This is a genomic window from Pseudomonas fluorescens group sp. PF-1 (assembly GCF_054481335.1).
In genome coordinates this window covers 1,340,459-1,360,549 of sequence record NZ_JBTMNG010000001.1, presented here as the reverse complement: position 1 = coordinate 1,360,549, position 20,091 = coordinate 1,340,459, and the positions used below count along the sequence as shown (strand labels likewise).

The following is a 20,091-nucleotide window of genomic DNA, read 5'->3' as shown; positions in this document are numbered from 1 at the left end:
GCAATGACCAGGGGAAATTACCCGGCGAGTCGTTGGGAAGCTGCGGCGTAGACATAACCGGAAAACAACCTGCGCGATGTACGCACTACCGAGGCACGAATTGTCTCACCCTGGGCACCGGTGTAGGACAATACGACGTCTATTGCGCCACTCGGATGTTCAATCCGTACTTGCTTCAGGCGAGGCTCACTCACCCCACCAAGCAATTGAGCAACCACACTGCCTTCGGTGACGCATGCGGTGGCCAAGCCAATCGAGCCCGTAATAGCCAATGCACGATGGCAGTTGTGTGGCATGAAATAGCGCACCTGAATGGTGCCGCCAGCTTTGGCCGGTGACACCAGTACTGGCTTAGGGATCACTTTGTCACTGACATCACCCAGGCCCATTGCCAGGCCGGCTTGCAGTCGCAGGGACTCAAGACGGCGCAGGAACTCTTTGTCGGCGTCCAATTCAGCAGGACTTTCATCACCGCGTTTACCCATATGACCGGCCTCGACGATCATCATCGGCATCGCCATGTCGATGCAAGTCACCGGGATACCGTCTATCAAGTCCTGGGTCTGTCCAGTGGGGAAAAGTTTGCCGGTCTTGCTGCCTGCGGCATCAAGGAAGGTCAGTTGCACGGGAGCGGCAGTGCCCGGCACACCATCGATGGAGGTGTCGCCTTCATAGCTGACTGTCCCGCGGGGAGTGTGTACCTCTGCGTTCACAAACGTCCCGGTGTTGAGGTTGCGAATACGCACACAAGTCAAATCTTTGGAGGCTTTAACCAACCCTTGCTCGATGGCAAACGGGCCGACGGCGCACAGCATGTTGCCGCAATTGGGCGCTGTATCGACGCGACGCTGGGAAACCATGACCTGGACAAACAAATAGTCGACATCCGCATCGGGGTGCAACGACGGGCTCACAATGGCGACCTTGCTGGTTTGTGGGCTACCGCCACCGATACCGTCAATTTCTAGCTCATGGCCAGAGCCCATTAGATTGAGGAGCAGCTCGTCACGCTCTTCGATCGCAACGGGTAGATCCCAAGCGAGAAATACTGGGCCCTTGGAAGTACCACCGCGCATAAGCACACAGGGAATTCGTTGCATGAAAACTGACTCTTGTTGATCAATCGGGGTAATTGATGTCTTGGGAGCAAGAGTCGCAGGCTTTAAAAAATGTTTCCAATGCAAATATCAGCCTGATTATTGCGTTTGACGAATGATTTACCTAGGATGATTTACGCTTAATCGCCCTCTTCTGCTGAGACATACACATGCATTATGAGCTCAATGACATACGATCTTTCGTGAAAATCGCCGAACTTGGTAGCTTCCACGAGGCTGCCGATGCATTGCACCTGTCCCAGCCAGCGTTAAGCCGGAGGATGAAAAAGCTGGAAGAGGGATTGGGAACAGCACTCCTTGATCGCACGACAAGAAGAGTGAGTCTCACTAGCGTAGGGCGGGACTTTCTACCCAAGGCACGACGCTTGCTGGATGACTTCGACGACTCGATACTTAACATCCGAGAGTTGGCGGAACGACAGAGCGGACGTGTAACCCTTGCCTGCATCCCGACCGCCGCCTTCTACTTCCTCCCGTCGGTAATCCGTCTCTACAACGAGCGCTATCCGCAAATCCGCATCCGCCTGCTGGATCTCAGTGCGAACGAAGGGCTGGAGGCCGTGCTGCGGGGAGAAGCCGACTTCGGCATCAACATGATGAGCGGCCAGCACCCCGACATAGAGTTCGTCCCCTTGGTCAACGAGCCTTTTGTATTGGCTTGCCGTCGCGATCATGAGTTAGCGGAGCGCAATTCGGTCACCTGGTCCGAACTCAGCAATTACCGTCTTATCGGGGTCGGTCGCCTGAGTGGCAACAGGATGTTGCTTGACCATGCCTTGTCGGGCTTGAGCTGGCGTCCACAGTGGTTCTATGAGGTGCAACATCTTTCGACTTCGCTGGGCCTGGTCGAAGCTGGATTGGGGGTGTCAGCAATGCCAAGCCTGGCAATGCCTGCCGTGGATCATCCAACCCTGGTCAGCATCCCTTTGATAGAACCCATTGTGAACCGATCATTGGGACTCGTTTATCGACGGGGAGCATCGTTATCTCCAGCAGCGGAAAAATTTGTTTCAATTCTGCTTGAACAATGGGAGCAATAAGCTCCCTTCCGACCGCCCGGGCTTATGCCGATCAGTCAAGCCCCCGGTGAAAGCCCAGGGGGCAATCACCGGGGGCAATGGGGCAGCCATTTCCAGAGGCTTAGCGCACGGCCACCGGTTTTTGAATACCCAACCGACTGATCCACACCGCCATCAGAATCACCGCCCCACCCAGCAGCAACCGCCCCAGATCCTCATGCTGATTCCAGATCAGCAGATTGAGCAGCAGCCCCACGGGCACATGCAGGTTATTCATCACCGCCAGCGTCCCGCCATTCACCAGGCAGGCGCCCTTGTTCCACCAGTACAGACCCAGCGCGGTCGAAACCAGGCCGAGGAACACCAAGACGCCCCATTGCAGCGGCGCTTGCGGCCAGAAGTTCTGTTTGCCGAACAGCAGAAACGCCGGCAACACCACTGCCAGTGCACCCAGGTAGAAATAACCGAAGCGCCGGTAATGCGGCAGATCGCTCGGATGGCGTGCCACCAGGCGCCTGTAAAGCACCTGCCCGGCGGCAAAGGTGAAGTTGGCCAGTTGCAGCAGCAGGAACCCCATGAAGAAGTCCGGGCTGATCCGGTCATAGCGAATCACCGCAGCCCCGGCCACCGCCACCAATGCCGCCACCAATGCCCATGGATTGAACCGTCGGTTCAGCGCATCTTCGATCAGGGTCACGTGCAGTGGCGTGAGGACCGTGAACAGCAGCACTTCAGGCACCGTCAGCACACGGAAGCTCAGATACAGGCAAACGTAGGTCACGCCAAACTGCAGCGCACCAATCAGTAACATGCCGCGCATGAACGCAGGCTCTACCGAGCGCCAGCGCGTCAGCGGAATGAACACCAGCCCCGCCAGGAGCACACGCACCAGTACCGCGAAGTAACTGTCGACATGACCGGCCAGGTATTCGCCGATCAAACTGAAGGAAAACGCCTGGATCAGCGTGACAAAAAGTAGATAGCCCATGCTCGCCTCGTTTCGAATGGCGGCGAAGATAGCGGTTTTTGCCGGTGATCGCGAACACTCAAACGATACAAAATTCCGGGCAAAAAAAAGCCCGATCTCGCTAAAGCGTTCAATCGGGCGGCAGCACTCAGGAGCAACAAGTGCAAAGGGAGGTCGATGCGCGTACAGGCTTGAAGGGGTAGCGCCAGGTCACTAGACCATCCAGCGATTATCTGGCGATTAAAGGGTCAGGCCACTTGAGCAAGCCTGGCGTTCGCCTGGTTCAAGCCTTTTTCCTGGAAGTCCCCCCCCAGGTTCATGCCTTCGGCGTGGATGAACGTGACGTCGTGGATGCCGATGAAGCCCATGACCTGACGCAGGTAGGGTTCCTGGTGATCCGCGGCGCTGCCAGCGTAGATCCCGCCACGAGCGGTCAATACGTAAGCGCGCTTTCCGGTGAGCAAACCTTGGGGACCGGTTTCGGTGTACTTGAACGTCACGCCGGCACGCAGCACATGGTCAAGCCAGGCCTTGAGGGTACTCGGGATGGCGAAGTTGTACATCGGTGCGGCCATCACCAGCACATCGGCGGCCAGCAGTTCGTCGGTCAATTGGTTGGAACGTTCCAGGGAAACCTGTTCGATGTCGCTGCGCTGATCGGCAGGCTTCATCCAGCCACCCAGCAGGTTGATGTCCAGATGCGGCACCGGGTTGACGGCCAGGTCACGAACGGTGATTTCGTCCTTCGGGTGAGCCGCTTGCCACTGTTTGATGAAGGTCTGGGTCAGTTGACGGGAAACCGAGTCTTGCTGACGTGCGCTGCTTTCGATGATCAGAACGCGGGACATGGGATGTAACCTCCATCTGAGAATGCTGTAAGTCGATGGAGTGAAGGTTAAACATTGCCATATCGATGAAAAAGCGCAAATAACTGCTATAAACTATCGATAAATTCGTTTATAAGCGAATCATGCGTTGCAGGCGCCAGCTTGCTCGCGACAGCGACGGGTGAAAAAGGCTGTCGACTGCCCCGACACTGTCGCGAGCAAGCTGGCTCCTACAGTCATTTCGGGGTGCAGGTGAGCTGGATACGCATTTTGATGATGGAACGGTTGAATTTGGCCGTCGCATTTTTGTGTTTGCCAGCAGCCACTTCGATATTGCGAGTGCGCGGCGCTTCCGGGCCGTTGTTGAACACCACCTTACAGATCGCATCGGTGCTGCCGTAATTGTTCACCTGAAGGGTGGCGATATCGCTATCGGTGTCATACGCGTTGTAGTCAATGCTCAAGCCGTTCAGCTGCTTTTCGACATCAATCTGATAAGCAAACGCGGTCAGCGGCAGCATCGCCAGCACCACACAACAGAATTTTTTCATTCAGCAGTCTCCAATAAGGGCTGCCAGCTTAGGACAAGAGGAGCTCATCATGAAAGCGCCCCGCGTGACCCTTGATCAATGGCGAACGTTGCAGGCCGTGGTCGATCACGGTGGTTTCGCCCAGGCCGCCGAGGCGCTGCACCGCTCGCAGTCGTCGGTCAGCTATACCGTGGCGCGCATGCAGGACCAGCTCGGCGTGCCACTGCTGCGCATCGACGGCCGCAAAGCGGTGTTGACCGAGGCCGGCGGCGTGCTGCTGCGTCGCTCCCGGCAACTGGTGAAACAAGCCAGCCAGCTGGAAGACCTGGCCCACCACATGGAGCAAGGCTGGGAAGCCGAGGTGCGGCTGGTGGTCGACGCGGCGTACCCAAGCGCCCGCCTGGTCCGCGCCTTGACCGCGTTCATGCCGCAAAGCCGTGGCTGCCGGGTGCGCTTGCGCGAGGAAGTGTTGTCAGGGGTCGAAGAGGTGTTGCTCGAAGGCGTGGCCGACCTGGCCATTACCGGGTTCAGCATTCCCGGTTATTTGGGGACGGAATTGAGCGACGTCGAATTCGTCGCGGTCGCCCACCCCGAACACCCGTTGCATCGCCTGAATCGCGAGCTGAATTTCCAGGATCTGGAAAGCCAGATGCAAGTGGTGATTCGCGACTCCGGCCGGCAACAGCCCCGGGACGTCGGCTGGCTCGGCGCCGAACAGCGCTGGACTGTCGGTAGCCTGGCCACCGCCGCTACGTTTGTCAGCAGTGGCCTGGGTTTCGCCTGGTTGCCAAGGCACACGATCGAACGGGAACTCAAGGAAGGCACGCTCAAGCTGCTACCTTTGGATCAGGGTGGCAGCCGTAATCCGAATTTTTACCTGTATTCGAACAAAGACAAACCACTCGGACCCGCCACGCAGATTCTCATCGAACTGCTGCGCACCTTCGATACCGCACCACTGGACGCACCCTTCGCCGCCCCTGAACAAGCCTGACACGGAGTGCACGCATGGCCTATTTCGAACACGATGGTTGCAACCTTCACTATGAGGAATATGGCCACGGTACGCCGTTGCTGCTGGTCCACGGCCTGGGTTCGAGCACCCTGGACTGGGAGAAACAGATCCCCGCGCTGGCTGCCCGTTACCGGGTGATCGTCCCGGACGTGCGCGGCCATGGTCGCTCGGACAAACCCCGCGAACGCTACAGCATCGCCGGGTTCAGCGCCGACCTGATCGCGTTGATCGAGCATCTGAATCTAGGCCCGACTCACTATGTGGGGCTTTCGATGGGTGGCATGATCGGCTTTCAACTGGCTGTGGATCAGCCCAAATTGCTCAAAAGCCTGTGCATCGTCAACAGTGCGCCCGAAGTCAAACTGCGCAGCCGCGACGATTACTGGCAATGGTTCAAGCGCTGGAGCCTGATGCGCGTCCTCAGTCTTGGCACCATCGGCAAAGCCCTGGGCGGCAAATTGTTCCCCAAGCCCGAGCAGGCGGACCTGCGACAAAAAATGGCCGAACGCTGGGCAAAAAACGACAAACATGCTTATCTCGCCAGCTTCGATGCCATTGTGGGATGGGGCGTTCAGGAACGACTGTCGAAGGTATCCTGTCCAACCCTCATCGTCAGCGCCGACCATGACTACACGCCGGTCTCGCTGAAGGAAAACTACGTAAAACTGCTGCCCGATGCGCGGCTGGTGGTGATTGCCGATTCGCGTCACGCCACCCCGCTGGACCAGCCCGAACACTTCAACCAGACGCTGCTCGAGTTTCTTGCCGCCGTCGATACCACCACCCTCAGGATCACTGACCCATGCTGAAAAAAATCGCCCTCGTCGCTGGCTCCGTTCTGTTTGCCGCCAACCTGATGGCGGCAACGCCTGCCAAGGCGCCCCATGTACTGCTGGACACCACCAACGGCCAGATCGAGATCGAACTGGACCCGATCAAGGCCCCGATCAGTACCAAGAACTTCCTCGATTACGTCGACAGCGGCTTCTACAACAACACGATTTTCCACCGCGTGATTCCGGGCTTCATGGTCCAGGGCGGCGGTTTCACTTCGCAAATGCAGCAGAAAGAAACCAAGGCGCCGATCAAGAACGAGTCGAAGAACGGCCTGCATAATGTTCGTGGCACCCTGTCCATGGCCCGCACCTCGGTGCCGGATTCGGCCACCAGCCAGTTTTTCATCAACGTCAAGGACAACGATTTCCTCGACAGCGGTGACGGCTACGCCGTGTTCGGCAAAGTGGTCAAAGGCATGGACGTGGTCGACATCATCGTCAACTCGCAAACAACAACCAAAAGTGGCATGAAAGACGTGCCGGCCGATCCGGTGTTCATCAAGTCGGCCAAGCGCATCGACTGAGACTAAGCTGGACAAGGATGTCCGAGCCGTTGCCGGTCATGCCGGCAACGCTCAAACCGTTTAAAGGAGAGCCCGTTCGCGGGTGAAAACCCCATGCTTTATCGCCGTTTTGAAAAACTGATCGACGTCTTCCGCGACGCCCCGACGCCCGCTCCGCCGGATCGGGTACTGCCGTTTTATACCTATTACCTCAAGCAGGTCTGGCCGAGCTTCGCGGCCCTGTTGATCGTCGGCCTGGTTGGCGCGCTGATCGAAGTCGCGTTGTTCAGCTACCTGAGCCGCATCATCGACCTGGCCCAAGGCACGCCGAACGTCAATTTCTTCAAGGAACACAGCCTTGAGCTGACCTGGATGGTCGTGGTGGCGCTGGTCCTGCGCCCTGTATTCGTCGGCCTGCATGACTTGCTGGTGCACCAGACCCTGAGCCCCAGCATGACCAGCCTGATCCGCTGGCAAAACCACAGTTATGTGCTCAAACAGAGCCTTAACTTCTTCCAGAACGACTTCGCCGGACGCATCGCCCAACGCATCATGCAGACCGGCAACTCCCTGCGCGATTCAGCCGTGCAGGCGGTGGATGCGTTGTGGCACGTGCTGATCTACGCCATCAGTTCCCTGGTGCTGTTCGCCGAGGCCGACTGGCGCCTGATGATCCCGCTGCTGACCTGGATCGTCGCCTTCATCAGCGCGCTCTACTACTTCGTGCCACGGGTCAAGGAACGTTCGGTCGTGTCCTCCGATGCGCGCTCCAAACTCATGGGGCGCATCGTCGACGGCTACACCAACATCACCACCCTGAAGCTGTTCGCCCACACCCACTTCGAGCAGCAATACGCCCGCGAGGCAATCAAGGAACAGACTGAAAAAGCCCAACTGGCCGGCCGCGTGGTGACCAGCATGGACGTGGTCATCACCAGCATGAACGGCTTGCTGATCGTCAGCACCACCGGCCTGGCGCTGTGGCTGTGGACGCAATCGCTGATCACTGTGGGCGCCATTGCCCTGGCCACGGGCCTGGTGATCCGCATCGTCAACATGTCCGGCTGGATCATGTGGGTGGTCACCGGGATCTTCGAAAACATCGGCATGGTTCAGGACGGTTTGCAGAGTATTTCGCAACCCGTCTCGGTGACCGACCGCGACCAGGCCAAACCCTTGACCGTGGCCCGTGGCGAAGTGCGTTTCGAGAACGTGGACTTTCACTACGGCAAACGGAGCGGGATCATTGGCGGTCTCAACCTGAACATCAAGCCCGGCGAAAAAATCGGCCTGATCGGGCCATCCGGTGCGGGAAAGTCGACCTTGGTCAACTTGCTGCTGCGCCTCTACGACGTGGAAGGCGGAAGGATTCTGATCGATGGGCAGAACATCGCCGAGGTCAGCCAGGAAAGCCTGCGCGAGCGCATCGGCATGATCACCCAGGACACGTCCTTGCTGCATCGCTCGATCCGCGACAATCTGCTTTACGGCAAACCCGACGCGACCGACGCCGAGCTATGGGAGGCGGTGCACAAGGCGCGCGCCGACGGTTTCATTCCCACGCTCTCGGACGCCGAAGGCCGCACCGGTTTCGATGCCCATGTCGGTGAACGCGGGGTCAAACTCTCGGGCGGTCAGCGCCAGCGTATCGCCATCGCTCGTGTGCTGCTCAAGGACGCGCCGATCCTGATCATGGACGAGGCCACTTCAGCCCTGGATTCGGAGGTCGAAGCCGCGATCCAGGAAAGCCTGGAAACCCTGATGCAGGGCAAAACCGTGATCGCCATCGCGCACCGGCTCTCGACCATCGCCCGCATGGACCGGTTGGTGGTACTGGAGAATGGCAAGATTGCCGAAACCGGTAGCCATGCTGAACTGCTGGCCCAGGGCGGTTTGTATGCGCGGCTGTGGCAGCATCAGACCGGTGGGTTCGTCGGAATCGATTGACTCTCGGCGGCACCACAAAACGGTGGGAGCTTGTGCCCACCGTTTTGTGGTGAACATCAGGCCTGCCGATAAGGCAAAGCCGTCCGCGCCTCCTCGGCATACGCCAGCACACCCTGCCTCTCCTGCTGCAGGAAGTCTTTGACTGCTGCTTTCAAGCCCGGATGGCGCAGATAATGCCAGGAGTGGGTGATCACCGGTTCGAACCCACGAATCAACTTGTGCTCGCCCTGGGCACCCGCGTCGAAGCGTTGAAAACCGTTGGCAATCGCATAATCCATGCCCTGATAAAAGCAGGTCTCGAAATGCAGTCGATCGAATTCGGCCAGGCACCCCCAGTAACGACCATAGAAACTGTCGCCCCCCACCAGGCTGAACGCCATGGCGACCGGCCGGGAGCCTTGCCTGGCAAACACCACGCGAATCGATTGCGGCATGCGCTCAGCCAGCAGACTGAAAAACTCCCGCGTCAGATACGGCCTTTGTCTACGCACCGCGTAAGTATTGGCGTAGCACGCGTAAACAAAATCCCACTGTGCTTCTGTCAGTTGCCAACCTTCCAGCCATTCGAAATCAAAGCCCTGCCCCGCCACTTGCTCGCGCTCCTTGCGCATCTGTTTGCGTTTACGTGAGCTGAGGGCTTCGAGGAAGTCCTGGAAATCCCGATAACCGCGGTTCTGCCAGTGGTACTGACAGCCGATGCGTTGCAACCAGCCTGGCTGTTCGGCCAGTGCCGCGTCGGTGAACGGATCGGTGAAATTGATATGAGCGCTGGAAAGCTGTTCGATCTCCAGATAACCCGGCAGGCTTTTGAGCAATTCGAAGCCGTCCTCCACCCTGGCCGCCAGCAAGCGCGGACCACTGACTGGACTGAACGGCACAGCGGTCAACAGCTTGGGGTAGTAATCGATACCGGCGCGTTCACAGGCATCGGCCCAGGCGTGATCGAACACATACTCACCATAGGAATGCCATTTGCGGTAGCTCGGCAAGGCGGCGATCAAACGATCACCTTCGACGTGCAGCAAATGTTCGGGTTGCCAGCCGGAATGGGGGCCGACGCTGCCACTGTCTTCCAGTGCGCTCAAAAATGCATGGCGCAAAAACGGCTGCGTCTCGGGCACCAGGGCGTCCCACGTTTGCGCGGCGATTTCGGACAGACTTTGCAGGCGTTGCAACGGCATCACCATCCTCACTCGTTCATGGCTTAAAAAGCCTGTCGAGTATCGCCGATCGCCATCCTTTGCACACGATCAAATCGCCGACAGCGCTCTATCTCAATAGTTCAGGACGATTTTGTATCGTCATCGACTTGCCACCGCATTGCCACCTCACTGTCATAAACCATCGCGATACTGGCGCCTGTTTTTAGAACGCCGGGGAATAGCCCGGCCCTGTTTTCCGTCCATCAATGGTCGGTTGTGCCCTGGATGGCTCAGCCATCCACTCTCATCTTCGGAGATTGATATGCGTGTTGCTTCCACGAAAACTGCGGCGGCCCTGTGTGGTGGTTTGCTGCTGGCCATGAGTGTTCCGGCCAGTGCCGCAGTCGACGCCAAACTGCTCGACATGCTCAAGGCTAACGGTTCGATTACCAACACGCAGTACAGCGAACTGCAAGCAGAGTTGGCCAGGGATCAGAAGGAACAACAAATCGCCCGCCAGGCTCAACAGGAAACCAACGAACAAATCGCGGTGACCGCCAAGAAAACCAACGAACTGAGCACTTTCGATCAGAAACTGGCCTGGGCTGCCAAGACCCAGTTCAAGGGTGACGTGCGCTTCCGTCAGGAAACCGTTCAAAACGACGGCGTATCGAACAACAAGGACCAGAACCGTCAGCGCATTCGTGCCCGCCTGGGTGCCTACAGCGAAATCAACCCGCAAGTTGACACCGGTATTCGCGTTGCCACCGGCAGCAACGATGACGCGCGTTCCACCAACCAGGACCTGAACAACTACTTCGACAAGAAGCAGATCTGGCTGGATCAGGGCTACGTCGACTACCACCCGGATGCGATCAAGAACCTGCACCTGGTGGGCGGCAAGATGCCACAGCAATGGGTAAGCATGGGCGACATCATCTGGGATAGCGATATCAGTCCCGAAGGTCTGTCGGTGTCTTACAAATACCCGCTGAGCGGCAGCACCGAGTTGTTCGGTAGCGCCGGTCACTACACCCTCAAGGACAACGTCGACGGCGAGGGCGTGCAGTTCAAACACGACCTGCGTCTGTACGCCGGTCAGTTGGGCGGTCGCTTCGCTTTGACCGATAACCTGAAAATGACCTTGGGCGGCAGTATCTACGCCTATGACAACGCTGACAGCAGCGCCTGCCCTGGCACTGGCACCGTCACTGCGCCGTGCGCGTTGGCCGTCAACGGCAACAGCCCGCGTGAAGAATTCAAACTGTACGAAGGCTTTGGTCAGTTGGATGTCAGCGGTCTGCCAGTGCCGCTGTCGTTTTACGGTCAATACGTGAACAACACCGAAGCCAGCAACAGCCAGGACACTGGCTGGTTGGCCGGCGTCAAGACCAAGGTCTACGGCTTCGCTATCGACTACAACTACCGCGATGTACAGCAAAACGCCGTGGTCGGTGCCTTCACCGACTCCGACTTCGCCAACGGTTTCACCGGTTCGCGTGGCAGCAAGTTGAAAGTGAGCTACGAGTTGGACAAGAACTTCAACGTCGGCGCTACTTACTACATGGCGAACTCCGACTACACCAACGCCAGCATCAACAAGAAAGATTCGGACATCAACACTCTGCAACTGGATGCCGAAGCCAAGTTCTGATTCCCCGCCATACGACTCGGGCAAGGAAGCCCGAGCCGCCTTTACAGCCTGGCGTTGGTTTGTCTGTCCCCCATCATCCGTGCGATGGACCAACGCGAGTCTGTGTTCTCCTCCCCCGCCATCCCTTTCGAATCAGCGACGATCCTCGACCCGGGAGTGGCTTTTGCTCCAGTCGGTCAGCAAGCTGTACGCCACCGCGAGCAGCGTAGGGCCAATGAACAGGCCGATGAAGCCGAAGGCAATCAACCCGCCAAACACCCCCAGCAATACAATCACCAACGGCAGATTGCCGCCTCGGCTGATCAGGTACGGCTTGAGCACGTTGTCCACGCCGCTGATGATGAATGTACCCCAGATGCCCAGGAACACCGCCATCCCGTACTCGCCTTTCCAGGCCAGCCAGGCCGTGGCCGGAATCCACACCAGCGGCGGGCCCATGGGAATCAGGCTGAGCAGGAAGGTCACGATACCGAGTACCAGGGCCCCGGGTACGCCGGCAATCAGGAACCCGATCAGCGCCAGAACCGCCTGGGCCGCAGCCGTCCCGATCACCCCGTTCACCACCCGTTGCACCGTGCCCGCCACCAGTTCGATGTAATACCCCGCCCGCTTGCCGATCAGGCGCTCCAGCAAGCCATGAACAAACGCCGCCAATCGTGGCCCGTCCCGATAGAAAAAGAACACGAAGACAATGCTCAAGGTCAGCTCGAGGATGCCGCTGCCGATCTGCGCGCTACGCGCCAACAGCCAGTTTCCGACCTGCCCGAAATAAGGTTTGAGCGACACCATCATCGCCGCGCCCTGTTGATCGATACTGTTCCAGATTCCGACCAGTCGCGTGCCCACCAAGGGCACACTGCCGAGCCAGGCGGGGGCTTCAGGCAAGCCATCGACCTGCACGTCCTTGAAGAATGACACGGCATCACGCACGTGGTCCGCCAGGTTGAACCCCAGCCACACCAACGGCACCGCCACCAGCAACATCCAGCCGACGGTCAACATGGCTGCCGCCAGGGACTCGCGACCGTTAAGCCAGCGCGTCAGCAAACGCATCAGTGGCCAACTGGCAAATGCCAGCACCGCGCCCCAGAACAACGCCGACCAAAACGGCGCCATTACCCAGAAACTTGCGCCAAACAGCACCAGGAGCAGGATCTGCACCAACAGCCGGTCGTTATTGATCATCGAAATCTCAAGAAAAGTCAGTTCGCAAAAGAGTAGGCGAACGCGCAGAACGCGTTCACCCGATCAAGCTTAACGCAGCAGCTCAATATGCAGGCCAGAGCCTTCGATGCTGCCGGTTTCCATCCGCGCCGCCCGTACACCCTGCTCGATCAATGCCTGACGCCAGGCTTCGGCTTTTGGCCCGGAAAGACTGATCCGCTGGGTCGTGTCCAGATTCAGGCCACGAGAGATCAAGCGCAGCCAGGCCTCGTCAGGCACGTCTGTCAGTTTGGGGAAATCAAGTTCGCCGGTGCTTTTGAGTTCGCGCAGCAAGGTTGCGGATGTCGGCAGCAAATCGCCCAGCGGACCCGTGGCGTCAAACTGTTCGACATGCAGATAGGCTTTGCGATTGCCCCGCGTGATGCTGTAAAGCGCCACCAGGGTATTGTCCTTCGGAGCCGCCAGTCGCAGCAGCAAATACGCCTGTTCGTTATCGGAGCCATAGAGTTTGGCGTTGCCGAACACTTCGTTGGCCCACAGACTGCTCTCGCCGCAATCACGGGCCTGGCACCAGAACAGCAACTGGGCGCCCTGCTTCTGCAAAGCTTCGCGGGCGTCGGTAAAGGCTTGTGTCGCCGAGTGTTCCGGTGGCAACTCGTAGGTCACCGACGTGGCGTTACCACGGGCGCTGACCTGACCGTCAAAACGCAACTGACCGCTGATCTTGCGTATCGAACCCAGCGGATAGACCCGCTCGAGTTCGGCTGCGGGGCGATAGTCGACGATCTGCGCATCGGTCATGCGCGACAGAATCGGCAGGTCCTGACTGCCTGGAACATCGGCGGCAAACAACAGGGGACTGAAACAGCAAAGCGCCAGCAGGTTGAGGGAACGCATCGATAGGCTCATCGGATCAGCATGGCCTGGGCGCCCTTGACGACACTGGCGTCATCGGGGTTGATCTTGAGAAAGTGTGCAGACTTATGTTCCTTCTTGTCCTTGCTGAAACTCGACGCTTGCACTGTGCGGGGCAGGTCGGGTTTCTCGAGCACGATAGAGACCTTGTGGCCATTCGGGGTCGCAGCGGTGTAGAGATCTATCATGGTTGTCTCCCATTTCAACCCGCCCAGCCTCGACAGTTGCCCGGTGCAAGTCAAGGAACGGCGAAGAACCGATTGAAACAGTCTGCGACAAGATCGGCACCGGACGCGTCATTCAGGTGCAAATGGTGGCCGCCTGGCAGCTGTTCACGGCTAAAGGGTAGACGCTCCAGCAGCTCAGGATGTTTGGCGAGCATGCCATCGGCGGCAACCACCAGCTTGGCGGGACAACTGACCCGCTGAACGAACGCCATGGCCTGCTCGGTAGTGAGACGAAGCGGCGATGGCAGCGTGAGGCGGTTGTCCGTGCGCCAGGTGTAACCTCCCGGCACGGGCATGAGCCCTCGTTGCGCCAGCAGTTCGGCGGCTTCGCGACTGACCGCTACCAATCCCTTCATTCGCGCCTCGATGGCCCGATCGAGGGTGGCGTAAACCGGTTTGCGTTTGTCTCGCAGATCCAGTTGCGCTTGCAGGGCCATGCCCATGCGCTCGGCGGCATTTTCGCCTTTGTCTGTAGGGGGAATGACACCGTCGATCAACGCCAGATGAGTCACGCGCTCCGGCAGCGCTCCGGCGATGATCAAGGAAGCGATCGCGCCCATGGAATGCCCCAACAGCGCAAACCGGTTAAGTCCAAGCTGTTCGGCGACTTGCAGCACATCGTGGGCGTAGTCCCACATTGCATAACCGGCCCCCGCCGGTCGATGCCCGGAATGACCGTGCCCGGCCATGTCCAGCGCGATGATGCGCAAACCTTTGAGCCTGGGCGCCAGGCGCGCGAAGCTGTTGGCGTTGTCCAGCCAACCGTGCAGGGCGATGACCGGCAAGCCGTCCTCGGGGCCGAACAGGTGCGCCGCCAGTTCGATGTGCGGCAGGGTCAGGCGTACTTCTTCGACGACATGGTTCATGCGCAATCCTGTTGGCGGCGCCGGTCCCAGCGGCTGAACAGGTTTTTCAGCAGCATCGCGGTGTCTTGCGGACGTTCCAGAGGAAACATGTGGCCACCGGGCACGGTCAAGGATTCGCCCAATGGCATGCGCCCGACCGAGCTGGCGTGATGACGCATCACAACCCGACTGCTGCGCCCGCGAACCACCGCCAGCGGCACTTTCAATTGCCGTGTTCGGCCAGGGCTGGTGTGGGGAACGCCACGGTAGATACTGATTTCCGTGGCCGGGTCGAAGCGCAGGCGCAGCTTGTCGCCCACCTTGTGCAAACCATGTTGCAGATAGGCGTCGAAGCAGTCCGGATCGAAGCCGCGAAAAAGGGTCTTGCCGGCGAAATAGCGCCGGGCGCTTTCCAGATCGGCAAACTCTTCACGCCGTCCCAGGGTGCGACCGGCCGGGGTCAGGCGATCGATGAAACCGAAGCGCTTGGCGGCCCGGATAACCCACTGGTCGGTACGGGTCAGCACCGGCGAATCGAGCATCACCACGCCACGATAGAGATGAGGGCAGCGCAACGCCGCGTGCTGATGCAGTACGCCGCCAAAGGAGTGGCCGACGCCCCACACCGGTTCGGGCTGCTGCTCCAGATGATGGATCAATTCGTCCACCAGGTTGTACCAATTGTCATCCGCCGGGAACCGCGGGTCATGGGCGTGCTGCTCCAGATGCGTCACCTGATACTCGGGCGCCAGCGCCGCGAACAACTTGCCATACGTTCCCGAAGGAAAGCCGTTGGCGTGGGCGAAAAATATCTGCTGCGACATACCGACGATCCATCAACGAAAACAGAGCTCGATTGTCCGTAAGTCCGCGCCATGCAGCAATGACCGTAACTGACAGGAATGATGACAGTCCGGTCAAACCCATGAAGCCCTGGCTTGCTCGCGTTCGGCTGCATAACAGCCGTCATGGGCAGATGTCACGAGTGAAGGTGACTGGGGCCGCTTCGCGACCCAACGGGAGCAAGCTCCCTCGCCACAATGCCTGGATCAACGCGCCGGCGGATTTTGCCCCAGCGGCACCACTGCCATGGTCAACCGCGACACGCAACTGGCCTTGCCCTCATCGCTGGTCAGCCGAATGTCCCAGACATGGGTCGTGCGGCCGATGTGAATCGCCTTGGCCACCGCTGTCACCCGCCCGCTGCGCAGGCCACGCAGATGGTTGGCATTGATTTCCAGGCCCACGCAGTAAAACTTGCTGGTATCGATACACAGGTAACTGGCCATGGAGCCGACCGTCTCGGCCAGCACCACAGAAGCGCCGCCGTGCAAAAGACCGTAAGGCTGATGGGTGCGATGATCGATGACCATGCTCGCCGTCAGGGACTCGTCATCAAAGGCTTCAAAGCGGATATCCAGCACTTCGCCAATGGTGTTTTTCTGGATGGCATTCAATTGCTCGATGTTGGGAGTGGTGCGCCACAAACTCATCGCTGACTTCCTTTGTTGGTTTTGTTCGTGACTCAATCCTGCCACAGCACTGCCTCGCTACGCTCGCTCCATTCCTCGAAACGGGCGCCATAAGCTGCTTCGATCACGTTGCGCTTGATTTTCAAGGTTGGCGTAAGGAAGCCGTTTTCCACCGCCCAGCTATCCTTGACCACCACCAGGCGCCGCAAGCGTTCGTGCTTGTCGAGGGCGCCATTGACCTCATCCAGAAGTTTTTCCAGGCTTGAGTGCAGGCCGGCGCGCGCCGCGCCGCCCGCATCCTGCTGCCCGACCGCCGACAGTACGCACAACCCCAGTGGCGCAATCAGGCCATCGCCGACTACACACACCTGCTCAATGCGCGAATGCACCGCCAGACGATTTTCGATGGGAGCCGGGGCCACGTATTTGCCTTTGCTGGTCTTGAAGATTTCCTTCAGGCGCCCGGTCAGGCGCAGGTTGCCTTCGGCGTCTTGCTCGCCCTTGTCGCCGGTGCGCAGGAAGCCATCCTCGGTGATGGTGTCGGCGGTTTTCTGCGGCTCCTTGAAATAGCCGAGCATGGTCGCGCCGCTGCGGACCAGGACCTCGCCCGAATCTTCGATGCGCACTTCGACCTCCGGACAGGGCTTGCCGATCCAGCCCGGCTTGTCCTGACCCGGCAGGCCAATGTGCGAATAACCGCAGCTCTCGGTCATGCCATAGACCTCGAGCACATCCAGCCCGAGCTTGCGGTACCACGACAGCAAGGCCTGCGGCACTGGCGCCGCGCCGGAGAGCGCCACGCGCAAGGCATCCAGCCCCAGGCCGGCGAGGACTTTGTGCCCGACTCGTTTGCCGACGATCGGCAGGCCGAGCAGAAAATCCAGGCGTCTTGCCGGAATCTTGCTGTAGACGCCCATCTGGAATTTGGTCCAGATTCGCGGCACACCGAACAACGCGGTCGGCCGTGCGCGACGCAGGTCGTCGAGAAAGGTGTCGAGGCTTTCAGCAAAGAACACTGTCTGGCCGGTGTAAATCGATGCCAGTTCGACGAACATCCGTTCAGCGACATGGCACAACGGCAGGTAGGACAACAAGCGGTCCGACTCATTGAGGCCGAATAATTGGGTGCCTCGGGTAGTGGCAAATCCCAGGTTGGCGAAACTGTGCATCACGCCTTTGGGCATGCCGGTGGTGCCGGAGGTGTAAATGATGGTCGCGAGTTGATCGGCGGCAGGTTTGGGGTCGTCCTGGATCGGCGAACTGCGCTGCAGATCGGCCCAGCTGAAATCGAAGGTGCCCGGTGGATGCAACGGCAGACTGATCGTCGGCAAATCTTCGCGGACCCCACGGGACATGCCCGGCCAGTCGTCAAGCTTGCCGATAAAGGCCAGTGCCGCTTCCGAATGATCGAGCACCTGGGCCACAGACTCGGCGGTGAGGTTGGGGTACAGCGGCACGGAAACATGGCCGGCCATCCAGATGGCCAGGTCGGCAATGATCCAGTGGGCGCAGTTTTTCGAAATAAGCGCGATGTGACTGCCCTGGGGCAATTCCCGCGCACGCAACCAATGGGCGGCGCAGCGGGCTTGATGGCCGACGTCGGCCCATGTCAGTGTCTCGACCTGTCCGCCGCCGATGGGTTGAACCAAAAAGCGCTGTCGGGGATGACGGGCCTCACGTTCGTAGAAGACATCCAGCGGCAAACGAAAAGCAGCAGACATGAGACTCGCTCCTTATTTTTGTTCTGGAGCAAGCGTAGCTAACCAAGCAAGTGCTTGGTTAGCTATTTCATACAAAATTTTTCATGCTGCTTCGAAGCCCTGCGCCTATAAAGCAAAGCAACGCCATTACGGATGCTTAATGCCCGCGAGCTTCATCGACCCGATCAGCAGCTCATCGCCGCTGATTTCCGCCAGTCCGGCAGTGCCGACCTTCTCCGGCGGATACCCGGCGCCATGTTGCAGGTAGCTCAGCAAGTGACCCACCAGCGGGTTGTGGCTGACCAGCAGGACATTGCTCACCGACACCAGTTGTTCGGCGACCTTGTCCGGATCGGTTTCCGGCGTCAGCCACTCGACGGTACGGATCTCCGGCTCGAAACCCAGTGCGTCGCGTACAAGCTGCGCGGTTTCCTGCGCTCGCAGATAAGGGCTGGCATAGATAGCGGTAAGCGGCTGGCCGATCAACAACGCAGCGCTGCGCAGGACTTCTTCACGGCCGTGAGCGGTCAGTGCCCGCTCCGAATCATGGGATTTGGAACCGTGAGGTTCAGCCTCACCATGACGCAATACCCAGAGTTTCATAGCTTGGGTTCCTCATCTCGAGCCGGATGCGGGGCTGGCGGCACGGCGTGCGGCGCTTCACCTTCCGGCGTACGCGGTGTTGGCCAGTCGGCGAACGGCCAGGGTTTCTGATCGCTGTGAAAACTGCCGAAACGACCGATCTGCGCCAGGAACTGGCTCAGACTGTCGCCGAAATTCATCAAGGTTGCGTTCGGGGCGCCGTAAATCAAACGATAGATCAACTGCACCAGCACCACCGCGCCAAGGATGAACTGCGCCACTTGCCAGACCAGTACGAAGACGACCATCCACAGCACCCGCAACAGGATGGACTCGTATTTGGCTTGTACTTTTTGATCGCTCATGTCTCGCTCCGTTCCTGTTACATAGAGGGCTTAGTTGAAGCCACTGGTGGAAATGAAATCGACGTCCGTCTTCGGCTCGGCGCGCATCAGCAGCTCAATCACCTGCTCCAGCGTGCGCCCTTCGAACAGGATCGCATGCAGCCCGGCGACCAGCGGCATATACACGCCAACCTCCTGAGCCTTGGCCTTGAGCACTTTCAGGGTGTTGACGCCTTCAGCGACCTCGCCCAGGCGATTGACCGCCTCGTCCAGGCTCAAACCCTGGCCGAGGGCGAAACCGACCTGATAGTTGCGGCTTTTCGGCGATGAACAGGTGACGATCAAATCGCCGACCCCCGCCAGGCCCAGGAACGTCATTGGGTTGGCACCCTGATTCACCGCGAAGCGGGTCATTTCCGCCAATGCCCGGGTGATCAGCATGCTCTTGGTGTTTTCGCCCATGCCCAGCGCCACCGCCATGCCGGCGATGATCGCGTAGACGTTTTTCAACGCTCCGCCCAGCTCCACACCGAAACGATCGGCACTGGCATATACGCGAAAGGTGCGCCCGTGCAACGCCGCCTGAACCCGCTGGCAGAGCTCTTCGTCTTCACTGGCGACCACGGTGGCGGTCAGTGCGTGCTCGGCGACTTCGCGGGCCAGGTTCGGCCCGGACAACACGCCGATGCGTGCTTGCGGAGCGATTTCCTCGAGGATCTCACTCATCAGTTTGAAGGTGTGGGCTTCGATACCTTTGGTCAGGCTGACCAGAAACTTGCCGCACAAACGCTCGGCATGCGGGGCCAGCACCGAGCGCAACGCGCTGGACGGCAGCGCGACGAAACACAGGTCGCAGGCGTCCAGGGTGGCTTGCAGATCGGTGACCGGTGTCACGCCGGGCAGAATCTTGATGCCTTTGAGGTAACGCGGGTTCTCACGATTGACCCGGATGGCCTCGGCCTGCTCGGGGTCACGCATCCACTGCAAGACCTGATGACCGTTTTCGGCCAGCAGATTAGCCACGGCGGTACCAAAACTTCCGCCTCCCAGGACCGCAATCGGGCGCTGTTCAGTCATATGCAATCCGTTAATCCATACCAGTGGCGATGTCGGCATTATACGGAGCGGCCCGGTGGCGGCCAGCCCCCGCGTCATTTAGCGGCGCACGTACAAAAAAGTCCGATAAAACCGTGGAAGACGCTGACATCGTGAGTAGAAAAGTCGTACGGCTCGGTTAACATGCGCGCCATCACTCGCTAACAAGGAAGTGTTGTGCCCCTGGGT

19 protein-coding genes and 2 pseudogenes are annotated in these 20,091 nt (G+C 59.1%); 6 read left to right on the top strand and 15 right to left on the bottom strand.

Translation table 11 applies throughout. From position 1 onward, the window contains the following. Positions 1–17 precede the first annotated feature (17 nt). On the bottom strand, positions 18–1,100 hold the full coding sequence (locus ACX3YD_RS06500; RefSeq protein WP_103404932.1) for a 4-oxalomesaconate tautomerase: 1,083 nt from the start codon (positions 1,098–1,100) through the stop codon (positions 18–20). 167 nt (positions 1,101–1,267) lie between these two features. Here ACX3YD_RS06500 and ACX3YD_RS06495 point away from each other — a divergent pair, with 167 nt between their 5' ends. Continuing rightward, a complete protein-coding gene (locus ACX3YD_RS06495) occupies positions 1,268–2,158 on the top strand; it encodes a LysR family transcriptional regulator (RefSeq protein WP_103404931.1) in 891 nt (296 codons plus the stop codon). 100 nt (positions 2,159–2,258) lie between these two features. On the opposite strand, the gene ACX3YD_RS06490 is transcribed toward ACX3YD_RS06495, so the two are convergent. The 3 genes from ACX3YD_RS06490 to ACX3YD_RS06480 form a co-directional block, all read right to left on the bottom strand. Then, positions 2,259–3,125, bottom strand: coding sequence for a carboxylate/amino acid/amine transporter (locus ACX3YD_RS06490; RefSeq protein ID WP_458959499.1), 867 nt, complete (start codon positions 3,123–3,125; stop codon positions 2,259–2,261). 227 nt (positions 3,126–3,352) lie between these two features. Next, a complete protein-coding gene (locus ACX3YD_RS06485; protein ID WP_047532183.1) occupies positions 3,353–3,952 on the bottom strand; it encodes an FMN-dependent NADH-azoreductase in 600 nt (199 codons plus the stop codon). A gap of 215 nt (positions 3,953–4,167) precedes the next feature. Next, the gene (locus ACX3YD_RS06480; protein WP_047532185.1) at positions 4,168–4,482 is read right to left on the bottom strand and encodes a hypothetical protein; all 315 of its coding nucleotides are present in this window, start codon (positions 4,480–4,482) and stop codon (positions 4,168–4,170) included. A gap of 49 nt (positions 4,483–4,531) precedes the next feature. Here ACX3YD_RS06480 and ACX3YD_RS06475 point away from each other — a divergent pair, with 49 nt between their 5' ends. The 4 genes and pseudogenes from ACX3YD_RS06475 (at position 4,532) to ACX3YD_RS06460 (ending at position 8,762) form a co-directional block, all read left to right on the top strand. Then, on the top strand, positions 4,532–5,455 hold the full coding sequence (locus ACX3YD_RS06475; protein ID WP_103404928.1) for a LysR family transcriptional regulator: 924 nt from the start codon (positions 4,532–4,534) through the stop codon (positions 5,453–5,455). Between the two features lie 14 nt (positions 5,456–5,469). Next, a pseudogene (locus tag ACX3YD_RS06470) lies at positions 5,470–6,275 on the top strand (alpha/beta fold hydrolase). 3 nt (positions 6,276–6,278) lie between these two features. Beyond that, positions 6,279–6,836 carry a peptidylprolyl isomerase gene (locus ACX3YD_RS06465; RefSeq protein ID WP_458959498.1) on the top strand — a complete coding sequence of 186 codons (558 nt, stop codon included), beginning with the start codon at positions 6,279–6,281 and terminating at the stop codon, positions 6,834–6,836. A 93-nt stretch (positions 6,837–6,929) separates the two neighbouring features. Next, complete coding sequence (locus ACX3YD_RS06460; RefSeq protein ID WP_103404925.1) at positions 6,930–8,762, top strand: ABC transporter ATP-binding protein; 1,833 nt, start codon at positions 6,930–6,932, stop codon at positions 8,760–8,762. Between the two features lie 56 nt (positions 8,763–8,818). Here the strand turns inward: ACX3YD_RS06460 and ACX3YD_RS06455 are convergent, their stop codons facing one another. Continuing rightward, positions 8,819–9,943, bottom strand: a complete 1,125-nt coding sequence (locus ACX3YD_RS06455) for a GNAT family N-acetyltransferase (RefSeq protein ID WP_103404960.1) — start codon at positions 9,941–9,943, stop codon at positions 8,819–8,821. 283 nt (positions 9,944–10,226) lie between these two features. Between ACX3YD_RS06455 and ACX3YD_RS06450 the strand changes: the two genes are divergently transcribed. After that, the gene (locus tag ACX3YD_RS06450) at positions 10,227–11,558 is read left to right on the top strand and encodes a putative porin (protein ID WP_458959497.1); all 1,332 of its coding nucleotides are present in this window, start codon (positions 10,227–10,229) and stop codon (positions 11,556–11,558) included. 132 nt (positions 11,559–11,690) lie between these two features. Here ACX3YD_RS06450 and ACX3YD_RS06445 read toward each other — a convergent pair whose 3' ends face one another. The 10 genes and pseudogenes from ACX3YD_RS06445 to ACX3YD_RS06400 form a co-directional block, all read right to left on the bottom strand. After that, the gene (locus tag ACX3YD_RS06445; protein ID WP_103404923.1) at positions 11,691–12,743 is read right to left on the bottom strand and encodes an AI-2E family transporter; all 1,053 of its coding nucleotides are present in this window, start codon (positions 12,741–12,743) and stop codon (positions 11,691–11,693) included. A 69-nt stretch (positions 12,744–12,812) separates the two neighbouring features. Further along, a complete protein-coding gene (locus ACX3YD_RS06440; protein ID WP_458959496.1) occupies positions 12,813–13,619 on the bottom strand; it encodes a DUF4892 domain-containing protein in 807 nt (268 codons plus the stop codon). A 53-nt stretch (positions 13,620–13,672) separates the two neighbouring features. After that, positions 13,673–13,825: pseudogene (locus ACX3YD_RS06435) on the bottom strand (thioredoxin domain-containing protein); the annotation flags it as partial. A 50-nt stretch (positions 13,826–13,875) separates the two neighbouring features. Then, positions 13,876–14,730: an alpha/beta hydrolase gene (locus tag ACX3YD_RS06430; protein WP_103404921.1), complete on the bottom strand. Its 855-nt coding sequence runs from the start codon at positions 14,728–14,730 to the stop codon at positions 13,876–13,878. After that, positions 14,727–15,533, bottom strand: coding sequence for an alpha/beta fold hydrolase (locus ACX3YD_RS06425; protein WP_047532205.1), 807 nt, complete (start codon positions 15,531–15,533; stop codon positions 14,727–14,729). Before ACX3YD_RS06425 ends, ACX3YD_RS06430 begins: the two co-directional genes overlap by 4 nt. A 225-nt stretch (positions 15,534–15,758) precedes the next feature. Continuing rightward, on the bottom strand, positions 15,759–16,202 hold the full coding sequence (locus ACX3YD_RS06420; protein ID WP_103404920.1) for a hotdog fold thioesterase: 444 nt from the start codon (positions 16,200–16,202) through the stop codon (positions 15,759–15,761). Positions 16,203–16,234: 32 nt separating this feature from the next. Continuing rightward, positions 16,235–17,902, bottom strand: a complete 1,668-nt coding sequence (locus ACX3YD_RS06415; RefSeq protein WP_458959495.1) for an AMP-binding protein — start codon at positions 17,900–17,902, stop codon at positions 16,235–16,237. A 126-nt stretch (positions 17,903–18,028) separates the two neighbouring features. Continuing rightward, complete coding sequence (gene sixA / locus ACX3YD_RS06410) at positions 18,029–18,484, bottom strand: phosphohistidine phosphatase SixA (protein WP_047532211.1); 456 nt, start codon at positions 18,482–18,484, stop codon at positions 18,029–18,031. Continuing rightward, positions 18,481–18,828, bottom strand: coding sequence for a DUF4389 domain-containing protein (locus tag ACX3YD_RS06405; protein WP_047532212.1), 348 nt, complete (start codon positions 18,826–18,828; stop codon positions 18,481–18,483). The genes sixA and ACX3YD_RS06405 overlap by 4 nt, the downstream gene beginning before the upstream one ends. 30 nt (positions 18,829–18,858) lie before the next feature. Further along, on the bottom strand, positions 18,859–19,884 hold the full coding sequence (locus tag ACX3YD_RS06400) for an NAD(P)H-dependent glycerol-3-phosphate dehydrogenase (protein ID WP_458959494.1): 1,026 nt from the start codon (positions 19,882–19,884) through the stop codon (positions 18,859–18,861). Positions 19,885–20,091 lie beyond the last annotated feature (207 nt).

What these genes read in the sequence shown, in the direction of transcription:
- ACX3YD_RS06500 (WP_103404932.1), bottom strand. Translation starts at nt 1,100, where the DNA reads ATGCAACGAATTCCCTGTGTGCTTATGCGCGGTGGTACTTCCAAGGGC.
- ACX3YD_RS06495 (WP_103404931.1), top strand. Translation starts at nt 1,268, where the DNA reads ATGCATTATGAGCTCAATGACATACGATCTTTCGTGAAAATCGCCGAA.
- ACX3YD_RS06490 (WP_458959499.1), bottom strand. Translation starts at nt 3,125, where the DNA reads ATGGGCTATCTACTTTTTGTCACGCTGATCCAGGCGTTTTCCTTCAGT.
- ACX3YD_RS06485 (WP_047532183.1), bottom strand. Translation starts at nt 3,952, where the DNA reads ATGTCCCGCGTTCTGATCATCGAAAGCAGCGCACGTCAGCAAGACTCG.
- ACX3YD_RS06480 (WP_047532185.1), bottom strand. Translation starts at nt 4,482, where the DNA reads ATGAAAAAATTCTGTTGTGTGGTGCTGGCGATGCTGCCGCTGACCGCG.
- ACX3YD_RS06475 (WP_103404928.1), top strand. Translation starts at nt 4,532, where the DNA reads ATGAAAGCGCCCCGCGTGACCCTTGATCAATGGCGAACGTTGCAGGCC.
- ACX3YD_RS06465 (WP_458959498.1), top strand. Translation starts at nt 6,279, where the DNA reads ATGCTGAAAAAAATCGCCCTCGTCGCTGGCTCCGTTCTGTTTGCCGCC.
- ACX3YD_RS06460 (WP_103404925.1), top strand. Translation starts at nt 6,930, where the DNA reads ATGCTTTATCGCCGTTTTGAAAAACTGATCGACGTCTTCCGCGACGCC.
- ACX3YD_RS06455 (WP_103404960.1), bottom strand. Translation starts at nt 9,943, where the DNA reads ATGCCGTTGCAACGCCTGCAAAGTCTGTCCGAAATCGCCGCGCAAACG.
- ACX3YD_RS06450 (WP_458959497.1), top strand. Translation starts at nt 10,227, where the DNA reads ATGCGTGTTGCTTCCACGAAAACTGCGGCGGCCCTGTGTGGTGGTTTG.
- ACX3YD_RS06445 (WP_103404923.1), bottom strand. Translation starts at nt 12,743, where the DNA reads ATGATCAATAACGACCGGCTGTTGGTGCAGATCCTGCTCCTGGTGCTG.
- ACX3YD_RS06440 (WP_458959496.1), bottom strand. Translation starts at nt 13,619, where the DNA reads ATGCGTTCCCTCAACCTGCTGGCGCTTTGCTGTTTCAGTCCCCTGTTG.
- ACX3YD_RS06430 (WP_103404921.1), bottom strand. Translation starts at nt 14,730, where the DNA reads ATGAACCATGTCGTCGAAGAAGTACGCCTGACCCTGCCGCACATCGAA.
- ACX3YD_RS06425 (WP_047532205.1), bottom strand. Translation starts at nt 15,533, where the DNA reads ATGTCGCAGCAGATATTTTTCGCCCACGCCAACGGCTTTCCTTCGGGA.
- ACX3YD_RS06420 (WP_103404920.1), bottom strand. Translation starts at nt 16,202, where the DNA reads ATGAGTTTGTGGCGCACCACTCCCAACATCGAGCAATTGAATGCCATC.
- ACX3YD_RS06415 (WP_458959495.1), bottom strand. Translation starts at nt 17,902, where the DNA reads ATGTCTGCTGCTTTTCGTTTGCCGCTGGATGTCTTCTACGAACGTGAG.
- sixA (WP_047532211.1), bottom strand. Translation starts at nt 18,484, where the DNA reads ATGAAACTCTGGGTATTGCGTCATGGTGAGGCTGAACCTCACGGTTCC.
- ACX3YD_RS06405 (WP_047532212.1), bottom strand. Translation starts at nt 18,828, where the DNA reads ATGAGCGATCAAAAAGTACAAGCCAAATACGAGTCCATCCTGTTGCGG.
- ACX3YD_RS06400 (WP_458959494.1), bottom strand. Translation starts at nt 19,884, where the DNA reads ATGACTGAACAGCGCCCGATTGCGGTCCTGGGAGGCGGAAGTTTTGGT.